13 protein-coding genes are annotated in these 16,135 nt (G+C 62.4%); 6 read left to right on the top strand and 7 right to left on the bottom strand.

Annotated features, from left to right (window positions below):
- Positions 1-12 precede the first annotated feature (12 nt).
- The 5 genes from sctS to BMZ24_RS01990 are packed head-to-tail and all read left to right on the top strand — an operon-like array spanning position 13 to position 5,515.
- Entirely contained in the window at positions 13-273 is a 261-nt protein-coding gene (gene sctS / locus BMZ24_RS02010; protein ID WP_092188741.1) for a type III secretion system export apparatus subunit SctS, read from the top strand.
- A gap of 19 nt (positions 274-292) precedes the next feature.
- Complete coding sequence (gene sctT / locus BMZ24_RS02005; protein ID WP_092188739.1) at positions 293-1,120, top strand: type III secretion system export apparatus subunit SctT; 828 nt, start codon at positions 293-295, stop codon at positions 1,118-1,120.
- A complete protein-coding gene (gene sctU, locus BMZ24_RS02000; protein ID WP_092188737.1) occupies positions 1,113-2,168 on the top strand; it encodes a type III secretion system export apparatus subunit SctU in 1,056 nt (351 codons plus the stop codon). Before sctT ends, sctU begins: the two co-directional genes overlap by 8 nt.
- A gap of 15 nt (positions 2,169-2,183) precedes the next feature.
- The gene (locus BMZ24_RS01995) at positions 2,184-3,515 is read left to right on the top strand and encodes a sigma-54 interaction domain-containing protein (RefSeq protein ID WP_092188735.1); all 1,332 of its coding nucleotides are present in this window, start codon (positions 2,184-2,186) and stop codon (positions 3,513-3,515) included.
- A 2-nt stretch (positions 3,516-3,517) separates the two neighbouring features.
- The gene (locus BMZ24_RS01990; protein WP_092188733.1) at positions 3,518-5,515 is read left to right on the top strand and encodes a SpoIIE family protein phosphatase; all 1,998 of its coding nucleotides are present in this window, start codon (positions 3,518-3,520) and stop codon (positions 5,513-5,515) included.
- 16 nt (positions 5,516-5,531) lie between these two features.
- Here the strand turns inward: BMZ24_RS01990 and BMZ24_RS01985 are convergent, their stop codons facing one another.
- From BMZ24_RS01985 to BMZ24_RS01975, 3 genes are read right to left on the bottom strand one after another with little or no spacing between them, the layout of a single operon-like run.
- The gene (locus BMZ24_RS01985) at positions 5,532-7,055 is read right to left on the bottom strand and encodes a hypothetical protein (RefSeq protein ID WP_092188731.1); all 1,524 of its coding nucleotides are present in this window, start codon (positions 7,053-7,055) and stop codon (positions 5,532-5,534) included.
- Positions 7,052-9,445, bottom strand: a complete 2,394-nt coding sequence (locus BMZ24_RS01980) for an MFS transporter (RefSeq protein WP_092188729.1) — start codon at positions 9,443-9,445, stop codon at positions 7,052-7,054. The genes BMZ24_RS01985 and BMZ24_RS01980 overlap by 4 nt, the downstream gene beginning before the upstream one ends.
- Positions 9,442-10,671 carry an ABC transporter substrate binding protein gene (locus BMZ24_RS01975; RefSeq protein WP_092188727.1) on the bottom strand — a complete coding sequence of 410 codons (1,230 nt, stop codon included), beginning with the start codon at positions 10,669-10,671 and terminating at the stop codon, positions 9,442-9,444. The genes BMZ24_RS01980 and BMZ24_RS01975 overlap by 4 nt, the downstream gene beginning before the upstream one ends.
- A gap of 25 nt (positions 10,672-10,696) precedes the next feature.
- Here BMZ24_RS01975 and BMZ24_RS19645 point away from each other — a divergent pair, with 25 nt between their 5' ends.
- The gene (locus BMZ24_RS19645) at positions 10,697-10,843 is read left to right on the top strand and encodes a hypothetical protein (RefSeq protein ID WP_153304602.1); all 147 of its coding nucleotides are present in this window, start codon (positions 10,697-10,699) and stop codon (positions 10,841-10,843) included.
- A gap of 10 nt (positions 10,844-10,853) precedes the next feature.
- Here the strand turns inward: BMZ24_RS19645 and BMZ24_RS01970 are convergent, their stop codons facing one another.
- The 4 genes from BMZ24_RS01970 to BMZ24_RS01955 all read right to left on the bottom strand — a co-directional run bounded on the left by BMZ24_RS01970 (position 10,854) and on the right by BMZ24_RS01955 (position 16,094).
- Positions 10,854-13,358 carry a serine hydrolase gene (locus tag BMZ24_RS01970; protein ID WP_092188725.1) on the bottom strand — a complete coding sequence of 835 codons (2,505 nt, stop codon included), beginning with the start codon at positions 13,356-13,358 and terminating at the stop codon, positions 10,854-10,856.
- A 39-nt stretch (positions 13,359-13,397) separates the two neighbouring features.
- Complete coding sequence (locus tag BMZ24_RS01965) at positions 13,398-13,856, bottom strand: type III secretion system chaperone (RefSeq protein WP_092188723.1); 459 nt, start codon at positions 13,854-13,856, stop codon at positions 13,398-13,400.
- A gap of 320 nt (positions 13,857-14,176) precedes the next feature.
- Positions 14,177-14,797 (bottom strand): cell wall hydrolase, encoded by a 621-nt coding sequence (locus BMZ24_RS01960; RefSeq protein ID WP_092188721.1) that lies wholly within the window; start codon positions 14,795-14,797, stop codon positions 14,177-14,179.
- Between the two features lie 46 nt (positions 14,798-14,843).
- Positions 14,844-16,094 carry an AI-2E family transporter gene (locus BMZ24_RS01955; protein WP_244150264.1) on the bottom strand — a complete coding sequence of 417 codons (1,251 nt, stop codon included), beginning with the start codon at positions 16,092-16,094 and terminating at the stop codon, positions 14,844-14,846.
- Positions 16,095-16,135 lie beyond the last annotated feature (41 nt).

Here is a 16,135-nt window from a genome sequence, read left to right as displayed (position 1 = left end):
AAAGGAGAGGTGATGGAAGTCACTGCCATTAACTATGCCGTGCAGGCCCTGTACCTGGTGCTCATGCTCTCGTTGCCGCCCATTGTGGTCGCCTCGGTCGTGGGCATCATCTTCAGCCTGATCCAAGCCATCACCCAGCTTCAGGAGCAGACCCTGTCTTTTGGTGTCAAGCTCATCGCAGTCATCGCGACCCTGTTCGTGATGGGTGGCTGGCTGAGCGGTCAAATTTTGCGATATGCAACTGAAATCTTTAATAATTTTTATTTGTTATGATGAATGAAAGGGGGGGCGGATGAATCTGGAATCCCTCTTTCAGGAACTCCGCGTCATGGACCATCTGCTGGCCGTGCTTCTGGGCATGCCGCGTCTGTTCATGATCATACAGACGGTGCCGTTCCTGGGCGGCAGCATTGTCACCGGCCAGATTCGCGTGGCCGTGGCCTTTGCCTGCTATATGTTCATCCATCCCATGGTTCTTGATCAGCTTGATGTGCCCCAGGTCCTGACCATGGGCGTCATGGGACAATTGACTCTTGTGTTGCTCAAGGAGAGCCTGCTGGGTTTCCTGCTGGGTTTTTTAGCCGGGATGCTGTTCTGGGCCGTGCAATGCGCGGGCTTCTTCATCGACAACCAGCGCGGTGCGTCCATGGCCTCGGGCGCCGATCCCCTGTCCGGGGAGGAGACCTCCCCGCTGGGTTCTCTGCTTTTTCAGTGCGCGGTATATCTGTTCTTTTCCGGCGGCGCCTTCCTGACTTTCCTCTCTTTGGTCTACTCCAGTTACGAGATTTGGCCAGTGGCCTCATTGCTGCCCGCCGGCCTGTTCGAGCGCGGCGCGGATGTGCCCCTGTTCTTTGCCGGCCGTGTGGCCTGGCTCATGAGCACCATGATTCTGCTCTCGGCTCCTATCGTTGCCGCCTGTCTGCTCACGGACATGTCCCTGGGCCTCATCAACCGCTTCGCGGCGCAGCTCAACGTGTATATTCTGGGCATGCCCATCAAGAGCGCCCTGGCGGCCTTTCTCCTGTTCGTGTCCTTTGGGCTTCTCATGTCCCAGATCGGAGGGCTCTTCGCCACCATCGGCAACGACCTGGCAGTGCTGCGGATTCTGTTCCATGAGTGAGAAGACCGAACAACCCACGGCAAAGCGCCTGCGGGAGGCGCGGGAGAAGGGTGACGTCTGCAAGAGCCAGGACGTGCCGGCGGCCATGTCCGTGCTTGCCATCGCCGTGTACCTTTCGGCCATGAGCGACTCCATCTACGAGACCCTCTCGACCATGACGGAGGTGCCCATGATCGTCATGAGTCTGCCCTTCGAGCAGGCCCTGCCCCTGGCCGCCGACGTCACGGTGGCGTGCTTCCTGAAGCTGGTACTGCCCCTCATAGGTCTGGTCATGGCTACCTCCATCGCGTCCAACCTCGCGCAGGTCGGTGTTCTTTTTGCCTTCAAGGGCGCCATGCCCAAGCTTGAGAACATCAGTCCCTCCAAGTGGTTCCAGAAGGTTTTTTCCATCAAGAACGCCGTGGAGTTCCTCAAGAACATACTTAAAGTCGTGGTTCTGTCCTGGGTGGTCTGGTTGATCATGTCCGCGCATTTGAAGACCCTCTTCACCATCCCCAACGGCAACATCGGGCATCTTTGGTCGGTGCTGGGCGAGGCCATGCACGACCTGCTCTACGCCGCGGCCGGTGCGTTCTGTGTCATCGCCGCCGTGGACTACCTCTTCCAGCGCTGGCAGTACAACAAGCAGCACATGATGAGCAAAGACGAGGTCAAGCGTGAGTACAAAGAGATGGAGGGCGATCCCATGATCAAGGGCAAGCGCAAGCAGCTGCATCAGGAACTGCTGGCGCAGAACACTCTGGGCAACGTGCGCAAGGCCAAGGTGCTCGTGACCAACCCGACACATTTTGCAGTGGCCCTCGATTACGAGAAGGACAAGACGCCCCTGCCGATCATTCTGGCCAAGGGTGAGGGCCTGCTGGCCCAGCGCATGATAGAGATCGCCCAGGAGGAGGGCATCCCGATCATGCAGAACGTTCCCCTGGCTCACGCCCTCTTTGAAACTGGCACGGAAAACGCCTACATCCCCAAGGATCTTATCGGGCCCGTGGCCGAGGTGCTGCGCTGGGTGCAGAGTCTCGGAGCTGGCGGTGCTCGCAGCAGATAGCTTAAGGTAGTACGAATGACTTACGAGAAAAAGTTTTTGAATACGCTCATTTCCCTTTGCGATGATCTGGCTTGGGGCCGCCCGGCCAGCGAGGAGCAGCTCTTCGACCTGACCCGTCCCGGAGCCGGCCCCGAGGACTACGTCCGCCTGGCCGAGGCCTTCGGCATGATGCTCGTCAAGGTCGAGGGCCGGGAATTTCACCGCGACGAACTCATCGCCGAACTCAAGACCCGAAACGCGGAGCTTGAGGAGATTCGCGTCCTACTGGACCAGCGCAACCGGCACCTCATGCAGACCGTGCAGGACGCCTACCAGCCCCGGCGGATCATCGGCAGTTCCGAGGGCATGCGCCGTGTCGTGGAGCTGGCCCTGTCCATCGCCAGACGGCCCATCAACACCGTGATCCTTGGCCCTACGGGTGCGGGCAAGGAGGTCATCGCCAAGATGGTGCACTATAATTCTTCGCGTCGCGAGGGGCCCTTCGTGGCCGTGAACTGCTCGGCCATCCCCGAAAATCTCTTCGAAAGCGAGATGTTCGGCATCGAGAAAGGGGCGGCCTCGGGCGTGGGGTTCAGGCGCGGTCTGGTGGAGGAAGCCAGCGGCGGCACACTTTTCCTGGACGAGGTGGGCGAGATGAGCCTGGCACATCAGGCAAAATTTCTGCGCGTGCTGGAGGAGCAGGAGGTGCAACGCGTGGGGCGCAACAAGCCGCTCCCCGTGGATATCAAGGTCATTGCGGCGACCAACGTCAGCCTGGAGGAGGCTGTTCGGGAGGGGCGTTTCAGGTCTGATTTGTACTACCGGATCAGCGTGGCCGAGATTCGTCTGCCTCCCTTGTGCGAGCGCGGCGACGACACTCTGATCCTGGCCCAGCATTTCCTTGAGGAGCATTGCATGCGTATGGGCCGTCCCCGCCTGACCCTGGCCGCCGGAGCCCGGGAGGCGCTGCTGGCCTACTCCTGGCCCGGCAACGTGCGCGAGCTGGGCAATGAAATGGAGCGTGCCGCCTCCCTCACGGTGGGTGAGCGTGTTGAAGCGACGGATCTGTCTCCACGCATCACGGCCAGGGTTCCCCTGGGTGTTTCCGTGCCTGCGCTCACTGCAAACATTCCAGCGACGGGAAATCCTGTTTTCGGCGCAGCGCCCTTCAGAGGGAATGATCCGGCTCCGGATCACGGACCGCTCGGAAAAGGCGCGACGGACCTCAACCTGCACCTCGTCGAGCGCTGGGTGGTCTCCGAGGCCCTGAACCGCTGCGCGGGCAACAAGACCAGGGCCGCCGAACTGCTCGGCATCACCCGCGAGGGTCTGCGCAAGAAACTGCAGCGCATCGGGATGACGGAGTAGCCATGATTCTATCTTTGCGCACCAAGCTCTTTTCCCTGGTAGTGGCGGCCATCGCCCTGGCGGCGGTGCCTATTATCCTGCTGACCTTCCGCGAGATCAACGACATGAGCCTGAGGCGCGAGCGGGAATCCTTCGGCAACGCGGTGGTCCTGGTCGAAGACAACATCGGCTCCCGCTACTTGAGCCTGCTGGCCAATAATATTCTGGGCGTGATGCAGCACAAGAACCAGTTGCGGCAGATGGCCATCCTGACCCGGACCACCTGGCTCGACATGGAAGGCTTGCCCGACGGGGCAGGGGAACGGGTCATCGGCAGTTGGGCGCGTCCCTTGCTCGGTTTCGGCCTGCACCTCGACCTGTTCGAGGCGTCGGGGGCGCGCATCCTCGGCAGCCCCCTGATCCGGGAACTGGCCATGGACCCCGAACGTACGGATCTCAAGGGCCGCCCCATCGCGACCATGATGCGTCATGAGCGGTTGCCTGCCGACGGCATGTTCGCGGTTTTCGGCCTGGATCAGGATTTGACGGGCGTGCTGCCGGGTGCTCCCGGCCCTTTGCTCGTCTATTTTCTCCCCGTGCCCGAGCGCGAGGCCGTCATTGCCCTGGCCATGCAGCTTTCGGATATGCAAAAGGAGGCGGCCGCCACGGAGCGGCAGATCGCCGACAGCACCCAGGAGAAGTTCGATTCTCTGGAATTGCACGAGAACGGTTTTTTGGCACTGCTCTCGGGAGAAAGCCGGATTCTTGCCTTCAAGGGCAATCCACAGGGGCGCAAAGAGGGGTTCATCCCCCGCGAGGGCCTGGACCTGGCCCGGGAGAAGGGGTTCGTGGATTTTTCGGATCAGGGGGCTGGAGCCGGTTCCCGGGTCTTCCGCATTGCCTACTTCAAGGCCCTGGACTGGTACATCGTGGCCGCCGTGCCCCGGGACGAGATGGAAGCTCCGGCCAGGATTCTGTTGCGTCGAATGGTCGCCTTTGCCTTGGGTTCGGCGGTGCTGAGCGTATTGGGCATGCTATTTGTCACGGCCCGTCTCATCAAGCCGTTGCGCACCCTGACTCGCCAGGCTCAGGCCCTGGCCGGTACAGACCTGACCCAGGCCACTTCTGTCCGCGACGCCGGGGATTCACCCCTTCTCGCTCTGGCGCGGGAGTTGCCCGTGGGCCAGCGCGACGAGGTGGGCACCCTGGCCGCGGCCTTCGGGGATATGGGGCGAGCCCTGGATCAGAACATCCGTACTCTCATGGAAACAACCACGGTCAAGCAGCGCATGGAGGGCGAGTTGAACGCCGCCCGGGATATCCAGATGGGCATCCTGCCGGCCGCGGATGCTCCCGCCCATCCGGATTGCCTGGTGGCCTCGTTCCTGGAGCCTGCCAAGGAGGTCGGCGGGGATCTGTTCGATTATTTTCAGGTGGCCGACGGCCGGCAAGCCATCATCATCGGCGACGTATCCGACAAAGGCGTTCCTGCAGCCCTGTTCATGTCCATGACCGTGACCCTGGTCCGCTTCGCACTGGCCCAGATTTCGGATCCGGCCGAGGTCATGACACGCATCAACGACAGGTTGAGCGAGAATAATCCCGGCTGTATGTTCGTGACGCTTTTTATCGGGATCTTCGATCCGGCTACGGGTGAGCTGGAATATGCCAACGGTGGGCACTGCCAGCCTCTGGTCACTGGCCCGGACGGGGCCGTGCGCGCCATCGAGGGCATGAGCGGGCCCGTGGTGGGGGCCATGAGCGGCCTCCCCTATGAGCTGCACCGGACTGTGCTGGGCTCGGGGGAGACCTGTTTGTTGTACTCCGACGGAGTGTCCGAGGCCATGGATGAGGAGCGGCATCTGTTCGGGGAGGATCGTGTCGAAGCATTGCTCGCAGCGCACGCCGGCGACACCCCGGAAAAGATCCTGCGGCATGTGTTCGAGGCCATTGAGGCTCATCGCGGGAATGCCGCCCAGTCCGACGACATCACTATGCTCTGTTTTACCCGCAAGAGCTGATGTCTCTCAGAGACGATCAGGAGGACAGAGGGTTCACTGTCACGCCGTTCCAGCGTGAGGCAAGGCGTGTAAGGGCGGATTCCCAGTCCGGGGCGCGTTCCCCAGTGGGGACGTAGTCCTGATACCATGAGGCCAGGCTCAGGGGCAGGACATCGGCCAGGGTCAGCTGCGCGATGCGGCTCAGATGCGCGCGGGTCAGACCTCCGGCGGCGGCAAGTTCCACGCTGCCGGCCGGGCGGAGGCCCATGTCCTCGATCTGTACGGTCAGGGGCAGAGCCGCCAGGCACTGATCTGGGAGGTGGACGCGCAGGGGTGACCCGACTGCTTCCATGGCCGACGCCACGCCCCGCATCATGGCCGGGAGGTATTCCGCCAGGAAGATTCCGCCGAAGCAGCGCAGCCCATGGTCCAGGGTCAGGCTCATGTACGAAGTGAAAAGGCTCGGCACGATGGTTCCGGCGGCCAGGGCGTCGCGCAGGGCCGCAGGCCGCAGGGGAATGCACGTGTCCCCGAATCCGAGGCCGGCTTTGCCCGAAGGCGTCACGCACAGCCGCAGGGGGCAGCGTCGGCCTTTTTCGTCGGCCATCCAGAAGAAAACCGTGCCGGCCCTGCCCGTGCGCCCAAGGGCCAGACCGTTGATGGCCTCGGTTCGCCAGCATCCGCGCACTCCGGCCAGCGTGTCGAGAACCAGGGCGCGCACCTGCGGGTCGAAAAGAATCCGGTGCATGACCGACCTCTCGTCCTCCATATCTCGTCCGAGCAGCTCTGTCACCAGGGCTTCCATCTCAAGATAGATCACCTGCACGTGCCGGGCCTGACTGTAGCGCTCCGTGCACAGCGATGCGTTCACGCGCGTGACCTGCGCGCCGAACGTCGGCTGGTCCAGCACGTCGGGGCGCAGTACATGCCTGTCCATGATGGCGTCCACGGCTTCACGCTCCCAGCGCAGCAGCGGAGGTCGCCCTTTATGCAGCCACAGGGCGCGCATGGCGCGCAGCTGCTTCATCGTCAGGGCGGGTGAACGGCTGGCCATCACGTCCTGCAGGGCACTGGAAAAGAAGGGCAGGTGTACGTGTGCTATGCCCTCGGCGTCCCGGCGCGAGAGCATGAGTCCCCGCGGGTAGGTCTGGCTCTGCAGGGAAACGCTGGAGCAGGACAGGACAGGAACGACCGGTCCGAAATCTGCTTCCACGGGCTCGGACACGAGATCCCCCAGGGCGAAGAAATGGATGGCCTGGACCATCTCCGGAAAGCACTCCACCCCGTGGTAATTGGCGGCCAGTATCGACGAGTTGGCTGAAAGCCGATGGGCCAGAGCTCCTGCAGCCGCGTCGCCAAGCACCGGGGCGGTCATGGATCGCGCCGCCGCGAGCAGGGCACTGGAGACGGTTTGCTGCCCAGCCTGGCCGGACGGGTTTTGCGCAAAGCTGGCTGCGATCTGGCCTAGCGGGGCATCGCCCCACTGGCGCAGCAGGGGGGGCAGGTGTGGAAGCCTGGACCACAGCGGGGCGAGCAGGGGGAGGGAGATGAGTTCGTTCATGATCGTGTGGTCTGTTCCGCGATTTTCGATGGCTGGCGACTGCTGGTGACGGCGAAGGCCAGGCTCATGGCGGCCAGTCCAATGGCCATGACGCCCAGGCCCGCGTTGCGGCCCCAGACGGCGATGATGATACCGAGGCTCACGGGCCCCAAGACCTGCCCGAGCCGTTCGACGACGTTGTATATGCCCATGGCCCGGGCCGCACCATAGCGCTCCGTGGCGGGCAGTTCCAAGGCGTAGGCGCCCTGGGCGTTGGAAAGGATGGCGTTGGACAGGCCGAGCAGCGTGACCGCGAGGGTCGCGGCGGCGATGCCGTCCAGGGCCATGAGCGCCCCTACACTCACGGCTGCGACGAGCCCGGCCAGGGCCAGATGACGGTATTTGCGGTCCGAACGGTCCACGATGCGACCGAAGAGAGGGCCGAGATAGACGATGACCAGGGGGAAGATCATGGTCACGCGGCCGATGTCGGCCGGACTGGCCCCGCCCTGGTTCAGGGACACGGGCACGAAGAACTGGAAGAGGCACACGGTGACGAACGCGCCGGGTACGATGTTGAGGAACAGCAGCGCGGCCATGCGCGGATCGGTGATGAAGGAGAGGGTCTCGCGCAGTCCCGGCAAGGAATGCGCCAGGGCTGGGGCCTTGCGCTGGGGAGCGTGCTCCCGGGGCAGGGTGCGCCAGAGGACGATGCCGGTCAGAAGCATGAGGGCGGCCGCAACCTGGAAGGCCCCAGCATATCCCAGGCGGTCTGCGATGAGGCCGCCGCTGGCGCTGCCGCACAGGGCTCCGGCAAAGAGCCCGGCGAAGACCGCGGCCAGGTTGCCAGCCCGCTGGTCCGGGCGGGAGTGGGCCAGGACAAAGAGTTGGGCGGAGAGATTGAGCAGACCGTATCCGGCTCCGGCCAAGCCGCGCGAAGCGATGTAGAGAAACGGATCCGCGCTCAGGCCGCTGGCCAGATTGCCCAGAGTGACCAAGGACACTCCTGTGAGCAGCAATGGCCGCCAGCCCGAACGCTCGCTCCAGAAACCGCCGAGCATGATGGCCAGTCCGACCATGAACATCTCAAAAGAGACGGGCAGGCTCATGACCACGTCTGGAGGCAAGCCCAGCAGATCCGGGCTGAGTTCCCCGAGGCGCAGGGGGACGAAGGACAAAGACAGGTCGATGGCGAACATGCAGACGAAGATGATGGGACGCATGAACCCGGCCGAGGTCGACAGGGGCCTGGGGTCATCGAGTCTTCGACGCTCTTCGCGCATGACCAGGAGGTTGACCAGCTCCATCAGAAAGAGAATGGCGACCACGGTCATGGTCAGGGTGTCCAGAGTGATGGCCCGGATGTTCGTGGCCACGGCTTCCGAGGACATGAGTACACGCACGACGCCCGCCTTGAAGGGAACGTCGGTAGTCAGGGATTTTTCTTTCACGCGTCGCCAGTCTGCGTCATCCAGGGCACCCTTGGCATCGGCAGCGTGAAGGCGGGTCCCGTCCGCGTCGAGAATGGCCAGGCCCTGGGCTTCGGGCAGAAATTGCTGCAGACCAGCCATGTGCTGCGTGACCGGGGGAAGTTGGTTCAGGCCCAGTCCCAGGTCCAGCAGGTGATCGAGTTCACCGCCCAGATGCCGTCCCAGCTGTCCCGCCACGGTGTCCATGTGGCTCTCGTTCATGTCCCGCAGGGGGGGCAGCATGGCTGCGGCGAAAAGAAGTTGCCCCGCCACCAGAGGCAGGACGAGGCTCGCGTAGACGCGTTTCTTCGGGAAGGAGCCTCCCGGTAACGGCGCGGTGCGGACCGTCAGGGCCAGAACGATCAGGAGCAGGGCCGCGGCGGCGGTGATGCCGCCCAGGAGGCGGACGTTGTCCCGCAGCACTTGCCAGACTTGTTCCGAGCGCCGCTGGTCGTCCATGCCCAGGACCACGTGGCCCACGGCGTGACCTTTGCGGTCCTTCAGTGGACTGGCCAGCCAGAGGTTTCCGTCCTTGGAGAACTCGATGATGTTTCCCCGCACGGTGCCAGATTCCGCTGGGAGGTGGAAAAAGCTGTTTTTGGGGAGCCCCCATCCTTCCAGCACGCGACCGTCGGCCCCCAGAACGACCAGGGTGTCCGAGGCCGTGTCTTTGTAGGCGGCCAGAATCTGACCGAGACGCTCGACGCGCTCCGGGGTCTTGCCCATGCGGGTCATGAGCCCGAGGCGGTGCCCCAGTTCCTCGCAGGTCAGGGCCTGCACGGCCAGCATGGGTTTGACGTACTGCTTGTGCAAGGCCGAGAGGACCAGTACGCCGTACAGTATCTGGGCGCACAGCAGCGCGGCCAGGCCGCCGAGCAAAAACGGCAGCCGGCTCCGGCTTTGTGCGATGGAGGCGGGTCGTGGACCTGGGGCTGTGCTCATCGGGCCAGGTCGGGGATCTGCTGGTGGATTTCGTCGACGGCGGCCAGAATTTCGAAAGGCGGATTCCAGCCGATGAGCATGGCCATCTTCAGATTGATGGCCAGACCAAGCGGCCCTTCGAAGATCTGGTTCACATCGCGCGGCTTGGCGCCGTCAAGGACCTTGGCCACGGCATTGGCCTCAAAAAGCCCCACGTCGTCGAAGTCCGTCTGGGCCAGGCTCATGAGTACTCCAAGCTTGATTTCACCGGGCCCGCTTTGGGAAAAGGAGGGGATGCCGGCGGCGATGATGGGCTGCAGCAGTTCCTTGATGCGGTGGCCCTGCATGCCCGTGTTGACGGTCAGGTAGATGGCGTCGCACCGGGTGCTCAGGCTTTCCACGCAGCTCCGCAGGTTTTCAAAGGACTGGTCCAGATCCGGGAGGTTCAGCACGGTGGTGCAGGGCACAAGTTCGATACCCAGTTCCCGCGCGGCCTTCTCCACGGCGGGAATGCCGCTGGAGCTGCGGCCGTCGGGGGTGTCCTCGTAGACCACGCCCATGCGCCGGAACTTGAACACGTCGTGAAAAATGGCCACCTGCCGTTCATAGCGCCCCGGTTCGACCTGGGCGTGGACGTGGTCCCGTCCCGAGTCTTCAGCCGAAGCGACGATGCCGGCGTCCACGGCGTCGGTCACGGACATGGAGAAGGTCGGCACGGAGTGCTCGCCTGTGGCCATGTCCTGCCCGGCCCATGTTCCGAAGGCCAAGATGATATCCACGTCGCCGCGTTCATGGATGCGGCGCATGATGTCGGCCTTGTTGGACACGCGCAGCTTTTCGTCCCAGTTGGCGCTGTAATAGCCGTCGGGCAGAAATTCCATCCTGTCGCCGCCGGCGTTGGCGCAGAGCCAGGCCCACATTTCCCGCGTGCTTTCAGAGTTTTCCGGCACGGGGACGTCGCCGTTTTCGATGAGCCCCAGCTTGGCCAGGCCGCGCACCGTGCCGGCGAAGATCTGCTGGTAGTCGGTGTAGGGCCCCCCCTCGACATAGACGACGCGCCATTTTTTATGGGGGGTGGAGGATGCGTCGGCGGACTGCTCGGCCCACGCGCGCGCAAAGTACCCTGTCATGAGGACGCAGGTCGCGCTCAGCAGCAGGACAGCGGCAAATCCGAAAAGTCGCGGCCAGAGTGACTTTTGGCTCGTGGCGACAGACACGGGTGGCTTGGACAGAAAGGGCAGGGGCATGTCTGTTTCCTAGGTTGCATGTGACATGAACGAAATGCGCTTGAGCGAACGGGCCGATGGAGCGCGTCCTGACTACGGAGCTGTCTACGGCAACCTGGGTCCGGGGATCAAGCCGCTTTCCTTGACAAAATTGGAAAGTCCCGGCTTTCCGGGACTTTCCAAGGGAATCTGATGGGGCCTGGTCAGTTAGGACAGGAGCTGAACAGTGCGTCCCAGTCGTCGAGTCTGACCACAGGATCGTCGCTGCCGGCACCCTGAATCGTGAAGTCGAGGGACAGGTTGCTCCCAACCTGATCATTTCCGTCAATGTCGTTGACTTTTTGCGTATTGGTTTCGCAGTGCACGGCCACGCTGTCGCCATGGGTTAATACGGAAAGCATCATTGATCCAGGCTGCCCGGTGTCCGGGGAAACCGCGTTTTGCACATGGCCTCCATGCATGCTGAAGTCCATGAACAGGGGGTTCAGGCCCGGATCCTTCATGCAAGCCTGGCTCATCATGCCCATGAGGCCCTGGTGGGCCACGCGGGCGATCTGCTGGGCCGTGGCCAACCCTCCGGCTGCGTCGATGAAGGCCTGGAGCGACTCGCGCTTGGCGGTTTCGGAAATACCGGTGCCCTGCCCCCCGAAGTGTTGGCCGTTGACCGAGATGCCGTTTCGGAAAAAATCCTTCACGAACTGTTCATCCAGCCCGCCCGGCTCGCCTTTTCGTGGCGTGCGGACGTCATGGGCCAGTTCCGTGGCGAAGAATCGGCTGATTTGCTCATGATCGACCTGGCCGCGCGCAATGCCCTGCATGTGGTCGCCCAAGGCGACAACACCCCTGCCAATGAGTGGGCGAACTGTATCAAGGCGCATCAGCCCGACTTGTTGACCGCCTTGCTGGATTTGTCGGGCATGCTCCTGGTTCGCGCTTGTTTGCGCGGTGCTCAGAAACGCGTCACTGCCGGCCCTGATCAGGATTGGCTTGATCAGATCCATGGCCTGCTGGGTCGCTCGGGGTAGAGCTTCATCGGGCAACCCTACTTGACCGCATAGTCCCAGATAGGCGTGGTTGATTTTATGGGCGATCTGCGAGGCGGAGTTGCGGGCGGTTGGGTTCATGGGGCCGAGATTCTCTCCACCAAAGGCCATGACATCGTTGATTGCGGCCATGGCCTCCCTGCATTGGGGTGCGGTCAGAATATCCCGCAATTGCGCCCGCTGGTCGGGAGTGAGGCTCGCGGTAACCTGCTCCAGGGCGGTTCTGACCATGGCGCTGGTCTCATCTCCGCCTCCGGCCCGGTCCAGTCGCGTCCCGATCTTGCCGAGCTGCTGGACAAAGGATTCGACCTTGTCCGGAGTGAAATGATCCCGGTCGGGTATTGTCAGCAGGGAATTCACCGCCGCGCGCATGGCTCCGTTGACGGCCTGTTGCGGGGCTGGTCCTGCCAGTTCGTCCTGGCTCAGTACGATTTCGTTGCCGATGCGCACGTCGAGGTGATCGAAACGCGTGCTCAGTTCGTTGCTCAGGCGCTGCATGGTTTCGCGAGTTGGCTGGTCAAGATCCGGGCGCGCCAGGGCCTCGTTCAGATTGGCGACCATGACCCGAATACCCTGGGAAGTGGCCAGGGGGTCATTTTGGCGCAGGATGCCGGCGATTTCTGTTTTTCCAGATCTGTCCAGGCCTTTCAGGATGGCCTTGAAATCCTTGGTCACGTCGCCGGGGATGCGTTCCTTGCGAGAATCCTTGGCGTTGGGAAACAGGAGACCGCCGGAAAGGCCACGCAGCACGGTGCGGAAAAAGCCCGTGGCATGGCCCAGGAACTGGCCAACGTCGCCGAAACGCTTGGGTCTGTCGGGGCGCATGTTCGGATCGCGGTTGGGTGTCCAGCGCGAGGACAGGCGGCAACCGTGTTCCTCGGTCTTGAGAAAGAGACGGTCTTCGCCCATGCCCTGCACGCCAGCGTTGATGCCGCCGTAGAGCAGGGTGGCCTTGCCGTAGGGCAGAGTCACGTTGCCGCGCACGTCTATGCCGCGATGGCTGCCTCCGGGAGCCTGCTGGAAACCCTCGATGTGCGAGGACGGACGCTGATAAACTTCCGGGCTGGAATCGAGAAAATTGCGTAGGCGATGGTCGGGGTCGGAAATATTGAACGCGCCTTCGCTGAAACCGTCGCCTTTCTCCATGCCCTTGGCCAGGAGGAAGGTCATGAGATCGCGCACGTCTTCCATGCTGGCCGGCCCCTGCCGCGTGCCGTTGTTCACACCCTCCCAGACCCGGTGCCCGTTGTCGACGCGTTCCTGCAGGATGCGCGGCATGTCGCGCACAGCGTCCTGACGTTGATTTTTGGGCAGTGCGTTGATTTCATGCTCGACCATCTTGCCGTCGAGTTGGACGCTCTGCCCGCTGGGGGGCATGCTCACGCCAATGGTTTTCGGCATGCTTCCCTGGGGGGGCAGGGTGCGCTGCCATTGTGCGGTTGCGCGCTGCAACGCCTGACTCGACGTTGAAATGGTGGGACCAAGGGCTTGCAAGGTCTGCTGTCCGATGACCTGGCGTCCCTGCAGCTGTATCTGGGCGATATGGGCCGGCTGGACGCCTTGGGGGGCATGTGCGGTTTGCGGTACGCCCTGGCCGGGCTGCTGGAGTTGTTCAAGGCCCTGATTGATGGGTTGGGTCTGGGATCCAACGACAAAATGTGACATACGAAGCTCCTTTCTGTTCTCGCCGGTTTGGCCGATGGATCAAACGCGAAGCATCGCTTCGGCCGCGGACACATGGGCTGTCTCGCCAACTCCTGATACAGATGCGGAGAGCTTGTCCCGCCAGTAACGGGCCGCGCCGATGAGGGCGGACAAAGGTTCCTCGATCCAGGCCGGCTCGTCCACAGGCAGGGGGAAATGCTGGTGCAGGGCGACCAGCCCCTCTTCCGCGTCAATGCCCAGGGTGCCGCCGGCGGTGTAGGCCCCCATGTAATTCCCGCACATCATCTCATACAGCAGGTTGGAATCTGACTGATTTATGCGGCCGAGATAGAGGGTGGCGACCAGCATTTTTTCAGCCTCAAGCACACAGAAGAGGCAGACGATATCCTCTTCAATGGTGAGGGATGCCACTCCGTTTTCATCGAGCTTGAGTCCGTCGCCGCTGATGGCCGTGTTGATGTAGTCCATGATGGCCTGTGCGTTGTGCATGATATCCATGTGCGCCTCTCGTTTTTTGTCTGTTAACAACCGCAAATGATTATGTCAGGTTCGTGTCTAGCAAATGCCGATCCACATTGCACTATTTGCAATGGGTCTATTTTTTGAGTTTTTTTTTCTTGAAGCCATGCGCGTGCCAATTGATTTGGCGCTGGGTGCATAGTTTGTTGGTGCCGGGGCAGCCGGGAAATTGGATTGCAGGGCACGCATACTCGAACTGGCCAGGGAGAAGGGCATTATCGGGGCCAAGGAAGTCGAAGAGGACGGCTGTTCGCGAAATCTTCTTTACAGGACGCACACTACCGCGCTGGTCCTGCGTCCTATTTGGCCGCGCCGTCGCGAGGTTTGTAGAATACGTGCCCCCCGATCTCGGTCGTCTTCACGTATTGTGCGGTCCAGTCGGGCGTGATGTCTTTTTGATGGAAATACAGGGCGCCTCCGGTTCGGTCGGGAACCTGCCTGTTCAGGACTTTTCGGGCGATCTCCTTGGCGGCCGAGTAGGCTTGATCCTCCTGCGCGTCGTCGGCGCGGCCATCGCACCACCACGAGAACTGGCAGGCGCCTTCTTCGCGGCCTTGCCGGACAACTTCGCAGATCGTGTCCGGAAAGCCCTCGTGTCCGAGCCGGTTCATGACGACGTTCGCTATGGCTTCGATACCGGCCGCTTCTTCTCCCCGGGCCTCCCAGTAGATGCTGCGTGCAAGGCAGGTCAGGGCGTCGTCCAGGGGGTTTTCACCGGCCGGATCAACCGCCTGCGCTTCAGGCTTCGTGATGGTTTCGGACTCGGATGGGCGGGACTTGTCGCCCTCGGAGGCCGCGTTTTGTTCCAGCGCTTGCGCCTTGCTTTCGGCGGAGCGGACCTTTTGCGCCTCGTCTCCGGCGAAGGTCCGCGGCGCGAGAAGGATCGAGGCGATGCAGATGACAATCCATGTTTTGCACATAAAAATCTCCGGCTGAATCAGGCGGTCGTCCGCTCCCCAGGGTTCCTCATTTTTCGCGGAGAGCCCGCCGCGCCATTTCTCGAATGTATTCATCGGCGACCGTTTCAGGCAGTTGTTTTCGATACAGTTCGTCATGCAGGATGATCGCGACGGCGACGAGCGGGGCCGCAACCAGGACGCCGAGTACGCCGAAGGCGCCCACGCACAGGAGCATCGAGAAGATCACAGCCATTGGGTGCAGTTTCATGCCGCCCGCCATGACGAACGGGACGATGATGTTGTTTTCGAGGAACTGGATCGCGACATAGATGATCATGACCCACAGAGGGGTCATGCCGCCCATGCCGAGCGCGAGCAGCAGCGCCGGGACGGAGCTGAGTATCGGGCCCAGGAAGGGTACCGCCTCCAGGATGCCTGCGATCAGGCCCAGGACCAGCGCGTCCGTAAAACCGAAGACCGGCCACATGGACAGGAAGACGAGCACGCTGATGGTCACCATGCCCACCAGCATCGCCCCGGCCCATCTTGGCGCGAACATCCCGATGCGCTGCACCACGGCCAGAGCCTTGTCGTGGTGGCGCAAGGGTACGAGGGCGAACAGGGCGCCCGCGATCGGGCGGGGATTCATGAGCGTGAAGAATACGCCGAAAAAGACGGTCACCAGCACGATCAGGACCTGGGCCCCGTTGAAGGCCACGCTGGTGAAGCTGCCGACCACCCCTCGGAACATGTCGCTCAAGCTGGAACGAAGGGACCTGGAATCTTCCGGCGCGGCGGCTTTGGGGGGCGCGGCCGGGGCGGGCTTGACCACGGGTTGACCTGCCTGACGATCGGTCCGGGCGATTTCGGTGGTGACTTCCTCCTGGAGTTTCTCTTCCGAGATTGCGGCCCGCTGCTCCATCATGATCAAGGGTTTCTGGAGGCGCTCCCAGTAGCCGGGCAGCTGTTTCGAGATGTTGGCGATCGAATCCTGCATCGGCCCGAGGAAGGCCCAGCCGGTCAGGATCAGGATCGCTAGGAACCCTCCCAAGATCAGCCCTGCCGGTATCTTTCTGCTGCCGGTCAAGGCGCGCATGCGCAAAATCAACGGGTTGAGCGCGAGCGAGACGAGTATGACCAGCAGAAAAGACAGCACAATGTGGGAGAGCATCGCGAACGACTGGATGAAGGCGAACAACGCCGCGCCAAGAAGAACATGATAGGAGACGGAGCGCTGCTTCGTCTCATCCGAGTTTTTTTCCGGCATTCGCGTATTCTCGATTGCCGCCTTCGTCGCCCAGGAGGAATCTGATTTCATCCTCGTTCAAGGCATGGGCGACAGGCCTGCTGTTCAAAGTT

The organism is Desulfomicrobium norvegicum, assembly GCF_900114595.1.
Classification (GTDB): Bacteria; Desulfobacterota; Desulfovibrionia; order Desulfovibrionales; family Desulfomicrobiaceae; genus Desulfomicrobium; species Desulfomicrobium macestii.
This window is presented reverse-complemented; position numbering and strand designations above follow the sequence as displayed.